At 59.9% G+C, this 18,893-nt stretch carries 14 protein-coding genes; 7 read left to right on the plus strand and 7 right to left on the minus strand.

Features of this window, described 5'->3' with window-relative positions; translation table 11 throughout:
- Positions 1-43: 43 nt before the first annotated feature.
- The 3 genes from U5O12_RS01660 to mfd all read right to left on the minus strand — a co-directional run bounded on the left by U5O12_RS01660 (position 44) and on the right by mfd (position 5,660).
- The gene (locus U5O12_RS01660; RefSeq protein ID WP_322576948.1) at positions 44-610 is read right to left on the minus strand and encodes a hypothetical protein; all 567 of its coding nucleotides are present in this window, start codon (positions 608-610) and stop codon (positions 44-46) included.
- Positions 607-2,013 (minus strand): AAA family ATPase, encoded by a 1,407-nt coding sequence (locus tag U5O12_RS01665; RefSeq protein WP_322576949.1) that lies wholly within the window; start codon positions 2,011-2,013, stop codon positions 607-609. The genes U5O12_RS01660 and U5O12_RS01665 overlap by 4 nt, the downstream gene beginning before the upstream one ends.
- Positions 2,014-2,177: 164 nt before the next feature.
- Positions 2,178-5,660 (minus strand): transcription-repair coupling factor, encoded by a 3,483-nt coding sequence (mfd, locus tag U5O12_RS01670; RefSeq protein WP_322576950.1) that lies wholly within the window; start codon positions 5,658-5,660, stop codon positions 2,178-2,180.
- 32 nt (positions 5,661-5,692) lie between these two features.
- On the opposite strand from mfd, the gene ispD reads away from it, so the two are divergent.
- Positions 5,693-6,415: a 2-C-methyl-D-erythritol 4-phosphate cytidylyltransferase gene (ispD, locus tag U5O12_RS01675; protein WP_322576951.1), complete on the plus strand. Its 723-nt coding sequence runs from the start codon at positions 5,693-5,695 to the stop codon at positions 6,413-6,415.
- Positions 6,416-6,518: 103 nt separating this feature from the next.
- Complete coding sequence (gene ispF, locus U5O12_RS01680; protein WP_322576952.1) at positions 6,519-6,998, plus strand: 2-C-methyl-D-erythritol 2,4-cyclodiphosphate synthase; 480 nt, start codon at positions 6,519-6,521, stop codon at positions 6,996-6,998.
- Here the strand turns inward: ispF and U5O12_RS01685 are convergent.
- Both U5O12_RS01685 and ompR read right to left on the minus strand, forming a co-directional pair.
- Complete coding sequence (locus U5O12_RS01685; protein ID WP_416221417.1) at positions 6,995-8,404, minus strand: ATP-binding protein; 1,410 nt, start codon at positions 8,402-8,404, stop codon at positions 6,995-6,997. The genes ispF and U5O12_RS01685 overlap by 4 nt on opposite strands.
- 17 nt (positions 8,405-8,421) lie before the next feature.
- Positions 8,422-9,153: a two-component system response regulator OmpR gene (gene ompR / locus U5O12_RS01690; RefSeq protein WP_322576953.1), complete on the minus strand. Its 732-nt coding sequence runs from the start codon at positions 9,151-9,153 to the stop codon at positions 8,422-8,424.
- Between the two features lie 162 nt (positions 9,154-9,315).
- Here ompR and U5O12_RS01695 point away from each other — a divergent pair, with 162 nt between their 5' ends.
- From U5O12_RS01695 to U5O12_RS01710, 4 genes are all read left to right on the plus strand, one after another.
- The gene (locus tag U5O12_RS01695) at positions 9,316-9,603 is read left to right on the plus strand and encodes a hypothetical protein (protein ID WP_322576954.1); all 288 of its coding nucleotides are present in this window, start codon (positions 9,316-9,318) and stop codon (positions 9,601-9,603) included.
- A gap of 150 nt (positions 9,604-9,753) precedes the next feature.
- Positions 9,754-12,783 (plus strand): EAL domain-containing protein, encoded by a 3,030-nt coding sequence (locus tag U5O12_RS01700; RefSeq protein WP_322576955.1) that lies wholly within the window; start codon positions 9,754-9,756, stop codon positions 12,781-12,783.
- On the plus strand, positions 12,780-14,135 hold the full coding sequence (locus U5O12_RS01705; RefSeq protein ID WP_322576956.1) for an EAL domain-containing protein: 1,356 nt from the start codon (positions 12,780-12,782) through the stop codon (positions 14,133-14,135). The genes U5O12_RS01700 and U5O12_RS01705 overlap by 4 nt, the downstream gene beginning before the upstream one ends.
- A 98-nt stretch (positions 14,136-14,233) precedes the next feature.
- The gene (locus U5O12_RS01710; RefSeq protein WP_322576957.1) at positions 14,234-16,681 is read left to right on the plus strand and encodes a protein kinase domain-containing protein; all 2,448 of its coding nucleotides are present in this window, start codon (positions 14,234-14,236) and stop codon (positions 16,679-16,681) included.
- Between the two features lie 8 nt (positions 16,682-16,689).
- Here the strand turns inward: U5O12_RS01710 and U5O12_RS01715 are convergent, their stop codons facing one another.
- Complete coding sequence (locus U5O12_RS01715) at positions 16,690-16,842, minus strand: hypothetical protein (protein ID WP_322576958.1); 153 nt, start codon at positions 16,840-16,842, stop codon at positions 16,690-16,692.
- Here U5O12_RS01715 and U5O12_RS01720 point away from each other — a divergent pair.
- Positions 16,841-18,031, plus strand: a complete 1,191-nt coding sequence (locus U5O12_RS01720; RefSeq protein WP_322576959.1) for an MFS transporter — start codon at positions 16,841-16,843, stop codon at positions 18,029-18,031. The two genes, U5O12_RS01715 and U5O12_RS01720, sit on opposite strands and share 2 nt — an antisense overlap.
- A gap of 61 nt (positions 18,032-18,092) precedes the next feature.
- On the opposite strand, the gene U5O12_RS01725 is transcribed toward U5O12_RS01720, so the two are convergent.
- Positions 18,093-18,863 carry a 3-hydroxybutyrate dehydrogenase gene (locus tag U5O12_RS01725; RefSeq protein ID WP_322576960.1) on the minus strand — a complete coding sequence of 257 codons (771 nt, stop codon included), beginning with the start codon at positions 18,861-18,863 and terminating at the stop codon, positions 18,093-18,095.
- Between the last annotated feature and the right edge of the window lie 30 nt (positions 18,864-18,893).

The raw sequence follows: 18,893 nt of genomic DNA on the forward strand, positions 1-18,893 counted from the left end.
GTTTCAGGAGCTGCTTGCGCAATATCTACAGTGTTGTAGTTCTTCAGATAGACGCAACGATTGCGGCAATCGGCAAAGAGCCATGGCTACGGTCGTAACGCATGTGCGGGCAGTCAGCTTGAAGCTTCGGGATAGTCCAGTTCGGGACAGTTGGGGTGCTCATTGCCTTGAGCGCGAAGGGCAGATTCATCACCGTTACCGAGCCAAATTGGGCAGACGGTAGGTCAGTCTTTCCCGCGCAAACCATGCGGTGCACAAAGTGGCAAAACGCGAGGGATGCGCCTAATTGCTTGCGTGCCGTGCTGGGTTGCGTGCTCTTTAATTCCACAAGTAAAAATTGAGGTACGTTGGCGGCTTTGTTCCAACTGACGACAATGCTGTCGCAACGTTTTTGCGCATGGTTGTGAGGGCTTTTGAAACACGGCCAGTCACCTCCAGGGAGCTTCTCCAAGCGAATCGCTTTGTGAGAGCTCAGGCCGCGCGTACTAAGTTGAAATGCCGCTTGCCCCGGTTCTTGAATAATGTAATCTCCGCCTATGGCAGATGGTACTTGGCAAATTCGACCGTCCAGCAAATCTTGTAAAGCCCCGAAGTACTCAGCTTCTGTCATGCATGGCCTCTAGACTTTTTGGCTGTCTTTGGCGTGGCAACGGATTGTGCCGGTGCAGCGCCTTCCACGGCATTTTGACGGGCGAAATAGATATCTTGTGCTGCTGTGTTCAGGCTTTGAATGCTGGCGTCAAACAAATCGGTGCGAATGCCGCCTTCCGCAGACACCTGCATGTTATGTGCTCCACCGGCATTGAACTCATAGGCCGACACTTGTGATGTTTTCAGCCACTGCGTGTCCGGTAGAGCATATTGGGTCGCCAATTCGTCACGCCCCTCAAAGCTCTGATTTCCCAGCATGATCAAGTTCCCCCAAGCCCGTACCATGTAGTCCGAATGTGTGCTCACGACCACATTAATGCCCCGATTCACTAACTGCGCTAATAGTTGTGCAATTGCGAGTTGGTTTTGGGGGTGCAAATTCAACTCAGGCTCATCAATCATGAGCCAATCACCTTTACGGGCGAGATGGTTCAAGTAGGACCACAATCCAAAAAAAGTTTTGACGGTAGACGATCCCAAGTGCAGCCCCAAATCCGCTCCACTTCGCAGCGGTGCGATGCTGATGTCGCCGTATCGGTCCACCTTGTATTTGGCTTTCAATACTTCCTTTTGCAGCCAGGTTGCTAGATCTGCAAACTCGCTGACCTGTCGCTTCATTTCTGGTTGGCTATTCAGAAAATCGATGTAGTCATGAATGGGCTGCGGATAGCGAGACACGATGATGTCTTTGAGGAGTTCATTGGTGTCTAGGGTTTGGCTTGTCACGTGGCGCAGCAGCGCAGCCCGACGTGAGTTCAATTCACGGAAGAAAAGATTGATGCCAGATCGCTCGGCGGGCAGCAAAAAGTCACGCCCTTTGCGCTGTGGCAAGTACAGTTGCATGAGCAGTCGGTGCAAAGCATCCTCAACTTGCTGCACAGAAGCCCATTTCCCGGCGATAGAAATGGTTGTTTGATTTTCTGTCGTGCCTTTGAGGTGGATAACACCTTCGTCTGAACTGCCCCAACTAAATTTGAGACTAACAGGAGGGTTCGCAGTAATTTCACCAATGTCGAGTTCAATAGCGAATGTTGCCGCTTCTGTAAGCGTGCTTTCCGCCACAAAAAAGCGCTGAAGGGTCGCCTTCAAACCATGAGCTATTGCTCTTTCGGCATGTCTTATCGCTGTGGTTCCTAGCAAAGTGTCTGTTGCTACAGAGAAATGCTTCTCCTGTAGAAGTTCTTTTGCATGTTCCTTTGCAAAGGGAAAATGAGCCACAAACCGGGAGTCCATCAATGCGTTGAGGACATACAAGGCGTAGGTCTTGCCAGTATTGTTGGCTCCACACAAGAGCGTGAGTGCTTTCGGCTCGATAACGACAGTTTTCTTGATTGGGCCAAAGCCCTCAATACTTAGTTTCATCGGAACTCCTTGTCGTTTTTTGCAGTGTAATCAGTCGCGCAGCATGTCTCGCGACTATCCGTTTCCATTGGCAGGGGACGATTGGGTAGGACATTGTGTTCATTGTGATTGCTATTATTCTTATAGCGATACATCGAGTTCCGATAATGCGGCATGACCATTTCTTAAACCTTTGCTGCTGTTCCAACTATAGGCTGCCCTAGAGACTTCAAAGTGTCCCGCACCATCTGCGCCCGATCTTTCACCTCCAACAGCTCGCGCTCGATGCGCAGCTTCTCGTTGCCTGCCAGCTTGATGTGTTTGTTCTTCTGGATCAGGCCGATGATCTTCATTGGGTCGATCGGCGGGTCTTTCTTGAAGGTGATGGTGATCACGCCGGGGGCTGCGTCTACTTTCACCACGCCATAAGGCTTGGCAATCACGCGCAGGCGATGCACGTCGATCAGCGTCTGGGCCTGGGCCGGCAGCTTGCCAAAGCGGTCCACGATCTCTTCCAGCAGGCCATCCACCTGGTCGGTAGTTTTGGCCGTGGCCAGCTTTTTGTAGAACGACAGGCGCAGGTGCACGTCGCCACAGTAGTCGTCTGGCAATAGCGCGGGCGCGTGCAGGTTGATCTCGGTGGTGACGTTGAGCGGGCTCAGCAGATCCGGCTCAATGCCGGCCTTCAGGCAGCGCACGGCCTCGCTCAGCATCTCGTTGTAGAGCTGAAAGCCCACTTCCAGCATGTTGCCGCTTTGGTTTTCGCCCAGCACCTCGCCGGCACCACGAATCTCCAGGTCGTGCATGGCCAGGTAAAAGCCGCTGCCCAGTTCTTCCATCTGCTGGATCGCGTCCAGCCGCTGCTGGGCCTGCTTGGTCAGCCCTTCGATGTCGGGCACCATGAGGTAGGCATAGGCTTGGTGGTGACTGCGGCCCACGCGGCCCCGCAGCTGGTGCAACTGGGCCAGGCCAAACTTGTCGGCACGGCTCATCACGATGGTGTTGGCACTCGGCACGTCAATGCCGGTCTCAATAATGGTGGAGCACAGCAGCAGGTTGAAGCGCTGGGCCACGAAGTCACGCATCACGGCCTCGAGCTGGCGCTCGGGCATCTGGCCGTGGGCCACGGCAATGCGGGCCTCTGGCAGCAGCTCCTCAAGCTTCTGGCGGCGGTTTTCGATCGTTTCCACCTCGTTGTGCAGGAAATAGACCTGGCCGCCGCGCTTGAGTTCGCGCAGCACGGCTTCGCGGATCACGCCATTACCTTCCGAGCGTACAAAGGTCTTGATGGCCAGGCGACGCTGCGGCGCGGTGGCAATGACGCTGAGGTCGCGCAGGCCTTCCAGCGCCATACCCAGCGTGCGCGGGATGGGGGTGGCGGTCAGCGTGAGCACGTCCACCTCGGCGCGCAGCGCTTTCATCTGCTCCTTGTGGCGCACACCAAAGCGGTGTTCCTCGTCAATGATGAGCAGGCCCAGGTTGGCGAACTTGGTGTCCTGGCTCAGCAACTTGTGTGTGCCCACCACGATGTCCACCGTGCCGTCCGCCACACCCTTGAGCGCGGCGGTAATTTCTTTGCCACTGCGAAAGCGGCTCATCTCGGCAATCTTGACCGGCCACTTGCTGAAGCGGTCCACCAGCGTCTGGTAGTGCTGCTCGGCCAACAGCGTGGTGGGCGCCAAAAACGCCACCTGCTTGCCACCGGTCACCGCCACAAAGGCCGCGCGCAACGCCACCTCGGTCTTGCCAAAGCCCACGTCGCCGCAGACCAGCCGGTCCATGGGGCGGGGCGTGATCATGTCCTGGATGACGCAGTGGATGGCGGCCTTCTGGTCGGCGGTTTCTTCAAAGCCAAAGTCGTTGGCAAAGGTTTCGTAGTCGCCGGGGCTGTAGCGGAAGGCGTGGCCCTCACGCGCCGCGCGGCGGGCGTAGATGTTGAGCAGCTCGGCCGCGCTGTCGCGCACCTGTTCGGCGGCCTTGCGTTTGGCTTTTTCCCACTGGCCGCTGCCCAGGCGGTGCAGCGGGGCCTCGTCGGCACTCACGCCGGTGTAGCGGCTGATGAGTTGCAACTGGCTCACCGGCACATACAGCGTGGCTTTGTCGGCGTACTCCAGGTGTAAAAACTCCTGCAGCTCTGGCTCGCCCTGGGCGTTTTTGTTGCCCATGTCCATGTTGATGAGTCCGCGGTAGCGCCCAATGCCGTGCGAACTGTGCACTACGGGGTCACCCACGTTGAGCTCGGTCAGGTCCTTGATCAGCGCTTCCACATCGCTGACCTGCTCCTGCTTTTTGCGGCGGCGCGTCGTGGGGCCGGCGGCAAACAGCTCGGTCTCGGTGACCAGGTCGATACCGAATTCCAGCCAGCTAAAGCCTACCGTCAGCCCGGCGGTGGCAATGCCAAACTTCTCATCGCTGGCCTGAAACTCGGCCAGCGAGTCAAACGCCGGTGGCGAAATGCCGCTGGCGCGCACAAAGTCCAGCAGGCTTTCGCGCCGGCCATCACTTTCGGCGAGCACCAGAATGCGGTGTTGGGTGTTGCGGGCATGGGCCTTCAGGCGGGCCAGCGGTTCTTCGGTGCCACGTTCCACCGACAGGGGGGGCAGGGCGGCAAACTCGACAAACGCATCGCCTTCACCCGGCGCGCGAATGGCCAGCTGGGCGTGGGCGTTGGCCCGGGCATAAAACTGCTCGGTGCCCAAAAACAGTGCTTCGGGGGGCAGGGCGGGGCGGTCGGGGTCGCCCTGCACCAAGCGGTAGCGGTCCTTGGTGTCTTGCCAGAAGCGTTGGAATGCCGGCTCCAGATCGCCATGCAGCACGACGGTGGCGTCTGCCCCTACGTAGTCGAACACCGTGGCGGTGTCTTCAAAGAACAGGGGCAGGTAGTACTCGATACCCGCGGTGGCCACCCCATTGCCAATGTCCTTGTAGATGCGGCTCTTGGTCGGGTCGCCCTCCAGCAGCTCGCGCCAGCGGCTGCGGAACTTGGCGCGCGCCTCGTCGTCCATGGGGAACTCGCGGCCCGGCAGCAGGCGCACTTCGGGTACGGGGTACAAGCTGCGCTGGCTGTCCGGGTCAAAGGTGCGGATGCTGTCGATCTCGTCGTCAAACAGGTCCACACGGTAAGGCACCGGGCTGCCCATGGGGAAGAGGTCAATCAGTCCGCCACGCACCGCGTATTCGCCGGGGCTGACCACCTGGGTCACATGGCTGTAGCCGGCCAGCGTGAGCTGGCTCTTGAGTTTGGCCTCGTCCAGCTTCTGCTTGACCTTGAACTCGAAGGTGTACCCCGCCAAAAAGCTGGGCGGCGCCAGGCGGTACAGCGCGGTGGTGGCGGGCACGATCACCACGTCGGCGCCGGTTTCCTTGTCGCGCTGGCTGATGCGCCACAGCGTAGCCAGGCGCTCGCTGATCAGGTCCTGGTGCGGCGAAAAGGTGTCGTAGGGCAGGGTTTCCCAGTCGGGAAACAGGGCGCAGCGCAGCGTGGGGGCAAAAAACGCGATTTCTTCGAGCAGGCGCTGGGCGTCACTGGCATTGGCCGTAACTACGGTCATCGGCCGTCCGGCGGTTTTCTCGCGTTCGCCCAGGCGGGCCAGGAGCAGGGCGTCGGCCGAGCCGGCCGGGCGGGGCAGCGTAAAGCGCTTGCCCGAGGTGAGTTTAGGTAAATCCATGGATGGGTTCGATTTTAGAATGGGCCACCCTTATGAACGGCTCCCCCCCCCAAACTCTTTCTGCGCCCAACCCCCAGGCTCCGCGCCTGTGGGCGTTGGTGCCCTGTGCAGGCAATGGCTCCCGCGCCCGGGCCGATGGTCCCAAACAGTACACACCCGTAGCCGGCCAGCCCATGGTGCTGCACACCTTGGCCGCCTTGCGCGGTGTACATCGCCTGGCCGGCACCTTGGTGGTGGTCTCGGCCGGTGACACGTTTTTTGAGTCACACGATGCTACGGTTTTGGTAGCTGCTTGCGGAGGTTCTACAAGGGCCAAGACGGTGTTTAATGGTCTCAACGCCTTGCGGGCGCAGGGCTCGCAGGCCGACGATTGGGTGCTGGTGCACGACGCTGCACGCTGCCTCGTCACCGCTGCGCAAATCGACGCTCTGATCGACGCCTGTGTCGACGACCCAGTAGGCGGCTTGCTGGCGCTCAAGCTGCCAGACACCCTGAAACAAGAACAAGACGGCCGAGTGGCCCAGACCGTGGACCGCAGCGACAAATGGCTGGCCCAGACGCCGCAGATGTTTCGCATAGGTGCGTTGCAGCAGGCGCTAGAGGCTGCGGGAGATGCGGTGACCGACGAGTCGAGTGCCATGGAGTTTTTGGGGCTGCAGCCACGGTTGGTAGAGGGCAGCGCCCAGAACTTCAAGGTCACGTACCCGCAAGACTTTGCGCTGGCAGAGGCGGTGCTGGCTGCGCGCAAGGCTTAGCGGCGGTGCCATGGATGCTTTGATCTGCTATTAATTTGGTAGCTATTCGCGCATATTCCATGGGCTCTGGATGCACTTTTTTTATTGAATTTGAAGGCAAGCAATGACGATTCGTATCGGTGAGGGCTGGGATACCCACCAGCTGGTAGAGGGCCGCAAACTGGTTTTGGGCGGGGTGGAGATTCCCCATTCCAAAGGCTTGTTGGGCCACTCCGATGCCGACGCCTTGCTGCACGCGATCACCGATGCGCTGCTGGGTGCTGCGGCCTTGGGTGATATTGGCAAGCACTTTCCTGACACGGATGCCCAGTACCTGGGCGCAGACTCGGCGCTGCTGCTGGCCAAGGTAGCGGCTGACATTCGTGCCCTGGGTTACGCCATTGGCAATGTGGACAGCACCATCATCGCCCAGGCGCCCAAGCTGGCGCCCTACATCGTGCCCATGCGTGAGCGCATTGCTGCGGTGCTGGGTGTCGGTGTGGAGCAGGTCAACGTCAAGGCTAAAACAGCCGAGAAAATGGGGCCGGTGGGGGAGGGCCGGGCCATGGAAGCCCGTGCCGTGGTGCTGCTGTTCAAAGCCTAGAGGCGGGTGGCGCGCTGTAGCCGTATTTGGGCGGAGAGGCCGCCGGAGGTGGAGTTGGCGAGTTTGAATGAGCCACCCATGCGTTGGATGGTTTTTTCCACAATGGCCAGGCCAAGGCCTGCACCGTTTGCGGCCGTGCGCGCAGCTTCGCCGCGGTAAAAGGGCTGGGTCAATTGGTGCAACTGCTCTACGCCCACGCCAATGCCATGGTCGCGCACCTTGATCAGCACCCATTTGTCGCGCGCAATGGCGGCAATGTCGATCATGGCGATGCCGGTGTGCACCGATTTGCCATAGCGCCGGGCGTTTTCCAGCAGGTTGGATAGCACCCGGCCGAGCTCCACCTCGTCAGCCAACACCAGCAGGTCGTCCTGCATGTCGATTTTGATGCGCACGTCGGGAAGCTTCTGCAGCGAGTAGACGCAGGCATCGACCACGTCCCCCAGCACCACTGGGGCCAGGGCCACGCGGTCGGGGCGTGCGTAATCCAGAAACTTGTCGATGATGGCGTCGAGCTGGTTGATGTCCGCCACCATGTACGCGCGAGCGCTTTCCTCGGCCACGCTCATTTCGGTTTCCAAGCGCAGGCGTGCCAGTGGCGTGCGCAGGTCGTGGGAGATGCCAGCCAGCATCACCGCGCGGTCTTGCTCCACCTTGGCCAGTTTCTGCGCCATGCGGTTAAAGCCGATATTGACCTCGCGGATTTCGCTGGTGTTGACATGTTCGTCGAGTTGGCTGGCACTGAAGTTGCCTTCACGTACCCGGCTGGCCGCAAACGACAGCTCTTTGAGCGGGCGATTGATCAGTCCGGCTATCAATGCTGCGCCGGCCAAAGACAGCGCAGCGGCTACAAACAGCCAAATCATCCAGGTAGCGCCACCGGCGATGGACACCCGGTTTTGGTCGGTCTGCAGCCAGTACTCGTCGCCGTCAATCACAAAGCTGACCCACAGCCCCGGCTGGTCGTTGACCATGCTGGCCACGACGGTGCCTTTGCCCAGCCGCTCCGTCATGTCTACGGCCACCCGTCGGCTGAGCGCATCGTTGTCCAGTAGTGAGAACTGGTCTGTGGGCTCCCGCGGAACAATCCGCAGACCTTCCTCATCTTTCATGGTTTTGATGAGCGAAATGCGGGCGATGCCATCGGCATGGATCAGTGCCGCGCGGCTCAGGTTGACCTGGGATGCCAGCTGCTGGGCTGTTTGCAGTGCGCGTGGCTCAAACTCCAGGGAACGCAGGGTCTGCAGCCAAGCCAAAATACTGCCAAGCAGCAAGATGGCGAGCAAAAAGAAGGTGCGCCAAAACAGACTCAGGCGCGTAAAGCGCCAGCCGCCGGTTCGGCCCTCGCCATCGGCCAGGGCTGCGGGTGCGCTGGCATCAAAGTCGGCTTGCTCAGTTTTTGCCACAGTGGCGTAGCTCGGCTTCAGGCCGCGTCGTCTGGCACAAAGACGTAACCCACGCCCCAAACCGTTTGGATAAATCGCGGTGTGGTGGCATCACTCTCCACCAGTTTGCGCAAGCGGGACACTTGCACGTCCAGGCTGCGATCAAAAGGTTCGAATTCCCGTCCCCGTGAAAGTTGGGCCAGTTTCTCGCGAGACAGGGGAATGCGGGGATGGCGCACCAGCGCCTTGAGCATGGCGAATTCGCCGGTGGTCAGGGTCAGTTCCTGACCGGCCTTGGTCAGGGTGCGGGCGCCCAAGTCAAACACAAAGGTACCAAACTTCACTACCTCGTTTTCGCTGGACGGAGCGCCGGGCACTTCGGTGGCTGGGCGACGGCGCAGCACCGCGTGGATGCGGGCCAACAGCTCGCGCGGGTTGAAGGGTTTGCCCAGGTAATCATCGGCCCCCACTTCCAGTCCCACAATCCGGTCTATGTCCTCGCCTTTGGCGGTCAGCATGATGATGGGGGTAACGTCGTTGGCGGCACGCAGGCGGCGGCAGATGGAGAGGCCGTCTTCGCCGGGCATCATCAGGTCCAGCACGATCAGGTCGGCGGTTTCCCGCAGCATGATGCGGGTGAGGGATTTGCCATCCTCTGCCAGCAGCACATCAAAACCCTCTTGGGTCAGGTAGCGGCGCAGGAGGTCCCGAATACGGGCATCGTCATCGACCACCAGAATCTTGTTGGGACGGTTTGCGTTGGGTTGCATGGGGTACTCTGAATTTGTAACAGGCGCGATTTTGCGTTGCAGTCGCCTGCGAATGCCGCCGCCAAGCCCTACTTTGACACTATGTTACAAATAAGCAAGCCCCTGAACGGGCTGTGGCTCCAACAATGTCACCACCTTTCGTATCTCTCGCGTTTATCCACCATGCGCTCTCTCTTACTCTCCGTTGTGCTGTCGGCCTCTGCAGGTGCGGGGATGGCCGGGCCTGCCGACGGGCGGGCTGCGTCAGTCCCGCTTCAGGGGCGTGAGCCTGTGACCGAGAGTGGGCGTGCGGCGCAAAACAAAGACCAGCGACGCGCTGCTTTGCGGGAGGCCCTGGTGCAGCGGCAAGACGCAGCACCTGTCGGATCCGAGGGCGCGCCCGGTCGCCAACTGAGCCCGGCTGAGCGGGCCGAACTCCGGCGCCAACTGCGGGATCAATCAACCCGCTGAATTCAAGGCCCTGGCACTGCCGCTATTCGCGGACAGGCGCTTGCGCGAAAGCTGCCTCAAATTGGCGGCTGAGCGCCATAATGTCCGCAACAACACTTGTGCGGGAGGGCGTTTGGCGTGCTTTAGCGTTCCGGGCAGCAGGAGATTCCCTTGTTCTTAGAGCTAGTCAAGGGCGTTGCACTGCTGCTGGCCTTGAGTCAGCTCTACAGCTACAGCGCACGTTCTTTGCGCCAGCATCCCTGGCTAAGCCAAGGCGTGGGGGGGCTGTTGTTCGGCGGTATCTGCGTGGTTGGCATGATGATGCCGCTGGAGGTTGCGCCGGGGGTTATTTTTGATGCGCGATCTGTGGTGCTGAGCATGGCGAGCCTGTTTGGCGGGCCGTGGGTAGGTACCTTGGCAGTGGGCATCGCCGCGACTTACCGCTGGCACTTGGGCGGCGCAGGGGTTGTCGTGGGGGTGGCGGTGACGCTGGCTTGTTATGCCCTGGGGTTGATCTACTACTTTTTGCACCATAAAGGCCGGGTGGGCCTGGGGTGGCGACAGCTCCTTGCTTTTGGCGTGCTCGTGCACGTGTGTGAAATTTACCTGTTCACCTGGCTGCCGGGAGATGTGGCTGTCGCAGTGCTGAATACGGTGGCTTGGCCACTTCTGTTGGTGTTTTCGCCGGCCACCTTGTTGATGGGGCTGATTCTCCAGGACGTTTGTACGCGGCTTGAGACGGAGGATGCTTTGGGTAGCCAGGAGGAGCGTTTGCGCGCGACGATTGGTGCGATTCCCGACCTGCTCTACGTGTTGGACGAGCAGGGCACCTTTGTCGAAGTGCTGTCCGATGCGGCGCTGTTGCGTGGTGGCCGAGGCCAAAATCTGCTGGGCAAGCGTTTGCACGATGTGTTGCCTCCTGAGGACGCCGAACCTTTGTTGGCGCACTTGCAACGTACCCTGGATCTCCAGACCACCCAAACCTTTGCGTTCAATCTCCAGTCCAAACATGGCAGACGCCTCTTTGAAGGCCGAGCCCATGCACTCAAATCTGCAGTGGGGCAGCCGCGCAGCCTGGTGTTGCTGGCACGGGACGTCACAGAACGCAGCGAAGCCGAAATTGCCCTGCAGGCTTCCGAGATGCGTTTTCGCAGCTTGCTGCAAAACGTGGGTGCGGTGGCGGTGCAGGGCTACACGCCCGATGGCACCATCACGTATTGGAACACCGCGGCCGAGCGCCTTTATGGATATACCGCCGACGAGGCCGTGGGGCGCAATCTCTTCATGCTGGTGGTGCCGCCCACGCTGCGCCATGAGTTTCAGAATGCACTGCAGGACATGCAGGCCAGTCCCGATGCGTTTGTTTCCCAAGAGCTCACGTTGGTGCATAAAAATGGCCATGAGGTTCCGGTGTTCTCCAGCCATGCCGCGGTGTACGCCAACGGCGCAGTGGCCGAGTTTTTCCGCTTTGATATGGACTTGGCCGAACGGCGCCGCACGGAGGCAGAGCTGCGCGTAGCCGCTACAGCCTTCGAGGCGCAAGAGGGCATGATGGTGACCAACGCCCGGCGAGAAATTTTGCGGGTGAACCAGGCTTTCACCCGTATCTCGGGCTACGAAGACCATGAAGTCATTGGCAAGAGCCCCAGCATGTTCAGTTCTGGTTGGCATGACAACGCTTTTTATGCAGAGATGAACCAGACGCTGCAGACGCAGGGCCATTGGGAGGGGGAGGTCTGGAACCGACGCAAAAACGGCGATATTTATCCCCAGCAGATGCATATTTCCTCCGTGGACGACGATGACGGGCGCGTTACCCATTACGTGGCCACCCTGATTGATATCACCCAGCGCAAGGCTGCCGAAGACCAGATTCGCCAATTGGCGTTCTACGACCCATTGACTGGGTTGCCGAACCGCCGGATGTTGATGGACCGTTTGCAGCACGCTTTTGCCAGCAGTGCCCGCAGCGGAGCCTGTGGTGCCCTGCTTTTTATTGACCTCGACCACTTCAAGACTCTGAACGACACACTGGGCCACGACAAGGGTGATTTGTTGCTGCAACAAGTCGCGCATCGCCTGCTGGATGCCTTGCGCGAAGAAGACACCGTGGCCCGCTTGGGGGGCGATGAATATGTGGTGATGCTCGAGGGACTGGACGCGCAGCGCACCGTTGCTGCGGGCCAGGCGACCCAAGTGGGGGAAAAAATCATTACCGCCCTGAATGTGCCGTACCGGCTGGCGGGGCATGAGTTTCACAGTACACCCAGCATCGGGCTTACGCTGTTCAGTGGGCATGAGGTGGCGCTGGACGAGTTGCTTAAACAGGCAGATCTGGCCATGTACCAGGCCAAAAATGCCGGCCGCAATGGACTGAGGTTTTACGACCCCCTGATGCAGGCAGCGGTGACCCAACGGGCCGAACTCGAGGCCGATATCCGCCAGGGGCTTTTGTTTGGCCAATACGAGTTGCACTATCAGCCGCAGGTGGATGCTCACGGCCAGGTGCTGGGCGCCGAGGCCTTGTTGCGTTGGCGGCATCCTGTACGCGGCATGGTGTCGCCCGCCGACTTCATTCCGGTGGCTGAAGAAAGTGGCCAGATCGTCTTGTTGGGCAGCTGGGTTCTGGAGACTGCGTGCGCACAACTCGTGAGTTGGGCACAAGACTCCACGACCGAGCATTTGAGTCTGGCGGTGAATGTCAGCTCGCGCCAGTTCCGCCAACAGGACTTTGCCGACCACATGCTGGCCATGCTGGATTACACCGGCGCTAACCCTAAACGCCTTAAGCTGGAGCTCACAGAGAGCTTGCTGGTGGAAAACATAGAGGATGTGATTGCCAAGATGACGGCATTGCGCGCCCGGGGGGTCGGCTTCTCTCTGGACGACTTCGGGACGGGATATTCGTCCCTGAGCTACCTCAAGCGCTTGCCACTGGACCAGCTCAAAATTGACCAGTCCTTCGTGCGCGATGTTTTAAGTGACCCCAATGATGCGGTGATTGCCAAGACTATCGTGGCCTTGGGCAATAGTCTGGGATTGGCCGTGATTGCAGAAGGGGTGGAAACTGCCGAGCAACGAGATTTCCTGTTGGAAAGTGGATGCGGAGCGTACCAAGGGTATTTTTTCAGCAGGCCTTTGCCGGTGGACACTTTCGATGTTTTTGTGCGAGCCACCCAGGCTTTGGTGGAACCCGCATGAGCGCGTCCTTGCCACCACCCGGTCAGCTGCACCACAGGCGTGTGCGAATGATGCTGTGGGTGGCGGCAGTTTTGATGGTTGGCATCGGGGTCGGGTGGGCCGCCTTCTTCTTTGCACGCGGCGCCTGGATCATCGTCGCGGTTGAGGCCACCATGGCTGTATTGGGCGTGGTGGTGGCCTGGTTGACCCAGACGGGGCGCACCAGGCTGGCATTTTTTGTCATGCTGGCCACGGTGTATTCCTCCATCTGTGCATTTGGTCTGGTGTTTGATATTCCGGATGCACAGGTTCCGCGTTCTACCCACCACTTCATTTTGGTGCTCGCACTTGCCGCCATGCTGGTGCTTCGCGATGAACCTGCCTGGATGCGACATGGCGTCGTGGGACTGCTGTTTGTGTCGTATGTGGCACTCAGCAGCACGACCTGGGGCATTGAGACGCAGTACCTGATTTCGCACGATGTGCGGATCAGCGGTACCTGGGTTAACACGGCTTTGGCCATGCTGGGGCTGTATGCACTGGTGCACATCATGGTGACCGAAGTCTCTGAGTCCAGCGCGTTGGAAGTAGATATGCGCAAGGGTATTGCGCGGGATGAGTTCTATTTGCTCTACCAAGCCCAGGTTACGCACGGTGGAGATGTTTTGGGCGCCGAGGCCTTGTTGCGTTGGCGCCATCCCAAAATGGGCCTCGTTGCGCCCGGCGATTTCATCGACATGGCCGAGCAAACAGGCCTGATTTTGCCCTTGGGTGCGTGGGTGATGCGCAATGCCTGCACCCAACTGGTAACTTGGGCCCAGGTCCCGGAGCTGGCGCATTTGAGCTTGTCTGTGAACGTGAGTGCGCGCCAGTTTCGCCAAAGCGACTTTGTGGGTCAGGTGCAAGCGGTACTGGAGCGCACCGGAGCCAACCCCCGGCGCCTCAAGCTGGAGTTGACCGAGAGCATGCTGGTGGAGGATATGGACGACATCGTGCACAAGATGGAGTTGCTGCGTGCCTTGGGGGTAGGCTGTTCGCTGGACGATTTCGGCACCGGCTATTCGTCGCTGACCTACCTGAAAAAACTGCCGCTGGACCAACTCAAAATTGACCAGTCCTTTGTCCGCGATGTGTTGGGCGACCCCAATGACGCGGCGATTGCCCACACCATCATCACCCTTGGCAAAAGCCTGGGATTTGCGGTAGTCGCAGAAGGGGTGGAAACCCAGGGGCAGCGCGAGTTTCTGGTGTCCCATGGGTGCCACATTTTCCAAGGCTACCTGTTCAGCAAACCCATTCCCTTGCCGGATTTCGTGGCTTTTGTGCGGCGTGCGAGGGGCGTGCAGCAAGAGTCGGTCATTGCTGTTGATTGACAACAAACGCGCCGCATTTGTTCGGGTAAGACGCTCATCTCAGTGCCATACTTGGGGCTAGCCTTTGCGATTGTTGCCCTACCCACCGAGTCCGCGATATGCCTGATCCCGTCTCCTTTGCCAACAGCCGTCCTCCCGTTGCTGAGGCGGGCGCGACCTTGGGGCGGTTCGAGTTGCGACGGGTGTTGGGGCAAGGGGGGCAGTCCACCGTGTGGCTCGCATTTGATCCCCGCATGGAGCGGGAGGTGGCGATCAAGGTCATGCGCCCCAGTCCGGGATCTGACGAACAAGCTGTCACCCAGTGGTTGCAAGAGGCACGTAACGCGAGCCGTGTCACCCATCCCAACATCGTGCCGGTTTACGAAGCTGACGTGCACGGTCGCCAGCCCTATCTGGTGTTTGAATACATCGCTGGCAACACCCTGGACCAACACCTCCAACAGCGTGGTGCGCTTCCGGCGGCTGAAGCCGTGGCCCTGATGATGGATGTTCTGGATGCGGTAGCCGTGGCCCATGCAGCGGGGGTCGTGCACCGGGATCTCAAGCCCTCCAACGTGGTGGTGGACGCTGCGGGCCGCGCCCGTGTCATGGACTTTGGCATTGCCGCGCGTATCCGGGACAGCCAGAGCCAAATTCCGGCCGCCGACAGTGCCGGCACCATCGGCTACCTGTCGCCGGAGGCTGCCAATGGCGAAGCGCCCGCGCCCGCCATGGATATTTTTTCGTCCGGACTGGTACTGGCCGAATTGCTGATGGGGCGGCCCCTGATCATGGACTCTGACCCGCACCGGGCGATTTACCGCACCCTGCATGAGCAGCTGGAGTTACCCAAGGTGTTGCCTGCCGGCGTAGACGACCGATTGCGTGCCATCGTGCAGCGTGCACTGGCCCGGGACGCCAAGCAGCGGTTTGTGAGTGCGCGGGCTTTTCAGAGCGAGCTGGAGCTGTGGAGCAAGTCCTTGCAGGGCGAGTCTGGCAGTGAGAGTGGTGGTTCCAACAACAGCACGCTGGAGTTTTTGTTGCGCCGCATGCGCCACAAAAGCGATTTCCCGGCCCTGTCCGACTCGGTGGGGCGCATCCAGAGCATGGCCAGCTCCGAGACCGAGAGCGTGGGCAGCGTCACCAATGAAATTCTGAAAGACGTTGCGCTGACCAACAAGCTGTTGCGGCTGGTCAACAGTGCCCACTACGCACGCGGTGGCAATATCAGCACGGTGTCGCGGGCCGTGAGCCTGGTCGGCTTCAACGGCATTCGCAACATGGCCCTGAGCTTGGTGCTGTTGGAGCATATGCAAGACAAGGCACACGCCGGCCAGCTCAAAGAGGAGTTTCTGCGCTCGCTGATGGCAGGCTCCATTGGCGGGGAGCTGTGCCCAGTGCTCAAAGACAGCGAAGAGGCATTTATCGGTGCCATGTTCCAAAACCTGGGGCGCTTGTTGGCCCAGTTTTATTTTCCTGAAGAAGCCACGCGTGTGCGCACCCTGGTGCAGTCTGCACGCGAGCCTACGACCGAGCGGGCGGCCTCCACCAGTGTGTTGGGCATGAGTTATGAAGACTTGGGCATTGGAATTGCAAAAGCGTGGGGCCTGCCTGCGGGCATTCAGCGTTGCATGAACAAGCCCACCGGGGCCCCACCTTCGCAGGTGCCGGTGGAGTCCGCCGAACGTATACGCTGGATAGCGCTTGCCTCCAATGAAATTGCGGACGTGTTGCTGAAGAGCGAACCCAAGGACGTGGAGGCGCGGATTGCCCTGATCACCAAGAAATATGCCCAGGCTATGGGCAGCAGTGGCAAGCAGGTCATGGCGGCGACCATCAAGGCGCGTCAAAAACTCATCGACCTCGCTTCTGCGATGGAAATTCGGGTGAACCCCGGTTCAGCGGCTGCCAAGCTGCTGCGCATGCCGGATGAACTGGTGAGCCGCCCGGCGACGCTGCAAGCCGAAACCGATGGCAATCTGGGCCGATTCGAATTGCAGGCCACCCAGTCGGCGCCACTCAGCGCCGAGGCGCCCATCTCTCGTTCGGGCGTGGTATCCGAAACGCTCGCTGCCGGTATCCAAGACATTACCAATGCCATGGTGGAGGACTTCAAGCTCACCGATGTGTTGCGCATGATTTTGGAGACCATGTACCGCGCGCTGGAGTTTGATCGCATCATCTTTTGCATGCGCGATCCCAAGACTGAAATGATGTCTGGCCGTTTTGGCCTGGGGCAGGGGGTGGAGGCGCACGTCAAGGGTTTCAAGACCCACCTCAAAGCCGCCACGCCCGACCTGTTTGGGGTGGTCTGCTTGAAGGGGGCAGACACCATGATCACGGATGCCACGGAACCCCGCATCGTGCAGCGCCTGCCTGCTTGGTATGCGAAGAGCCTGAATGCGCCGACCTTCTTGCTGCTGCCACTGCAAATCAAGAATGCGCCGTTTGGATTGATTTACGCGGACAAGGTGCAGCATGGCTCCCTGGAGCTGGACGAAAAGGAGCTGGCCCTGTTGCGCACCTTGCGCAACCAGGCCGTCATGGCTTTCAAGCAGTCCAGCTGAAGAATTTGCTATAGAAAGAGTAGCTGCTTGCGCATATTCTGCGCTTGCCAAACACGCTTTTCATTGATATTTTCACTGTCCGCCGCAGGACAGCCCTTGGCAAGCAGCCACTGCAAAATACCTGTGCCTTTCTGGCACCTCACCCATCGTTTGGCTTTCATGTCTGCACTCGCTTCCAAAGCAACACCTTTGCCCCGCGTCCTCTGGCCTTTGCTGTTTGGTAACTTTGTGATCGGCACCGGCGTTATGGTGGTGCCGGGCACGCTCAATGACATTGGCATTTCATTGAATATCTCTGTGGCCACCGCTGGGCAGCTGATTGCGGCGGCTGCGGCGCTCATGTGCCTGGGTGCACCGCTGCTGGCCAGCGTCGTGGCCGGCTGGGACCGGCGCCGTTTGCTAGCGCTGTCACTGGTGTGGTACGCGGTATTTTTGGCTTTGAGTGCGTGGATGCCCAGCTTTGGCTCCCTGCTGATCGTGCGCGTACTTACCGTTGTTTCGCCGGCCATTTTCACGCCCCAGGCTGCAGCCTGTGTCGGGTTGTTGGTTCCGCCGGAGCAGCGTGGCCGTGCCATTGCATTTGTCTTTTTGGGCTGGTCGGTAGCCTCTGTAGTGGGTATGCCCTTGGGCGCATTCATTGGCGGAACCTTGGGCTGGCGCAGCGCGTTTGGTGCCGTGGCGCTGCTGAGCGTGGTTGGGGCGGTCTGGGTTTGGCGCGCCATGCCAGACGGTATCAAGCCACCGGCTCTGTCGCGGGCGGCTTGGGGCGAGGCTTTGCGCTCCCCTGCGCTCATGCTGTGCGTAGCAGTGACGCTGCTGTATTCAGCCGGCCAGTTTGTACTGTTCTCCTATTTCGCGCCCTACTTCAAGTCCACGTTGGCCGCTACACCGTTGCAGCTGAGTTTGTTGTTCGCCTGGTTTGGGGCATTTGGGCTGGTGGGCAACATTCTCATGTCCCGGCACGTCGATCGCATCGGCGCGCCGCGCGCCGTGATGTGGGGCGTGGGGGCCATGGCACTGAGCTTGTTGCTGTGGCCGCTAGGGAGCAATCTTGTGCTGGTAGCGTTGGTGCTGATCCCCTGGGCCTTGGGGTGTTTCGCGTCCAACTCCGCGCAGCAGGCGCGTCTGGTGGCTATAGCGCCCGCGCTGGCTTCGGGTTCCATTGCGCTCAACACATCGGCCATGTACGCGGGGCAGGCATTGGGGGCGGGCAGCGGCGGCTGGCTGATTGCCCACGATGGCATGGGGTCGCTGCATTGGTTTGCCTTGGCCGGGCTCATCGCCTCTATGGCCATGAGCTGGTGGGCCACCCGCCAAAGGCCCCACGGCAACCTCCGCCCCACAGCGTAATTGCTATGGAATTAGGAGCTGCTCGCGCAGCATCCACCGGCACTATAGGCCTAAAAGTCTCTTATTGGGCGGTCCAGCCACCGTCCATGTTCCAGGCCACACCGCGCACGTTGTCTCCCGCGGGCGAGCAAAAGAACACTGCCAACGCACCCAGCTCTTCGGGCGTGGTGAACTGCATGGACGGTTCTTTCTCACCCAGCAGTTGCTTGGTAGCGTCTGTATTGCTGATCCCTTGCGCAGCGGCCTTGGCGTCCACCTGTTTTTGCACCAAAGGCGTCAGCACCCAGCCGGGGCAGATGGCGTTGCAGGTCACGCCGCTGGTGGCGTTTTCCAGTGCGGTCACCTTGGTCAGGCCCACCACGCCGTGTTTGGCCGCCACATAGGCAGACTTTTCGGCCGAGCCCACCAGACCGTGGACGGATGCCACGTTGATGATGCGACCCCAGTTCTTGGCTTGCATGCCGGGCAGGGCCAGGCGCGTGGCGTGGAAGGCGCTGCTCATGTTGATGGCGATGATGGCGTCCCACTTCTCCACCGGAAAGTTTTCCACCCGCGCCACGTGCTGAATGCCGGCGTTGTTGACCAGAATGTCCACGCCGCCAAAGGTGGTGGTGGCGTACTGCACCATGGCTTCAATCTCGGCGGGCTTGCTCATGTCAGCGCCGTGGTAGCCCACCTGGGCGCCCAGCGCTGCAATTTCTGCCTTGGGTCCGTCCACATCACCAAAGCCGTTCAGCACGATGTTGGCACCTTGGGCGGCCAGCGCCTTGGCAATGCCCAAACCGATGCCGCTGGTGGATCCGGTAACGATGGCGGTTTTACCTTTCAACATGCTGCGTCCTTCCAAAAGAGTAGAGGGGTT

It is taken from the genome of Rhodoferax sp. (assembly GCF_034519335.1).
Lineage (GTDB): Bacteria > Pseudomonadota > Gammaproteobacteria > Burkholderiales > Burkholderiaceae_C > Allorhodoferax.

What these genes read in the sequence shown, in the direction of transcription:
- U5O12_RS01660 (WP_322576948.1), bottom strand. Translation starts at nt 610, where the DNA reads ATGACAGAAGCTGAGTACTTCGGGGCTTTACAAGATTTGCTGGACGGT.
- U5O12_RS01665 (WP_322576949.1), bottom strand. Translation starts at nt 2,013, where the DNA reads ATGAAACTAAGTATTGAGGGCTTTGGCCCAATCAAGAAAACTGTCGTT.
- mfd (WP_322576950.1), bottom strand. Translation starts at nt 5,660, where the DNA reads ATGGATTTACCTAAACTCACCTCGGGCAAGCGCTTTACGCTGCCCCGC.
- ispD (WP_322576951.1), top strand. Translation starts at nt 5,693, where the DNA reads ATGAACGGCTCCCCCCCCCAAACTCTTTCTGCGCCCAACCCCCAGGCT.
- ispF (WP_322576952.1), top strand. Translation starts at nt 6,519, where the DNA reads ATGACGATTCGTATCGGTGAGGGCTGGGATACCCACCAGCTGGTAGAG.
- ompR (WP_322576953.1), bottom strand. Translation starts at nt 9,153, where the DNA reads ATGCAACCCAACGCAAACCGTCCCAACAAGATTCTGGTGGTCGATGAC.
- U5O12_RS01695 (WP_322576954.1), top strand. Translation starts at nt 9,316, where the DNA reads ATGCGCTCTCTCTTACTCTCCGTTGTGCTGTCGGCCTCTGCAGGTGCG.
- U5O12_RS01705 (WP_322576956.1), top strand. Translation starts at nt 12,780, where the DNA reads ATGAGCGCGTCCTTGCCACCACCCGGTCAGCTGCACCACAGGCGTGTG.
- U5O12_RS01710 (WP_322576957.1), top strand. Translation starts at nt 14,234, where the DNA reads ATGCCTGATCCCGTCTCCTTTGCCAACAGCCGTCCTCCCGTTGCTGAG.
- U5O12_RS01720 (WP_322576959.1), top strand. Translation starts at nt 16,841, where the DNA reads ATGTCTGCACTCGCTTCCAAAGCAACACCTTTGCCCCGCGTCCTCTGG.
- U5O12_RS01715 (WP_322576958.1), bottom strand. Translation starts at nt 16,842, where the DNA reads ATGAAAGCCAAACGATGGGTGAGGTGCCAGAAAGGCACAGGTATTTTG.
- U5O12_RS01725 (WP_322576960.1), bottom strand. Translation starts at nt 18,863, where the DNA reads ATGTTGAAAGGTAAAACCGCCATCGTTACCGGATCCACCAGCGGCATC.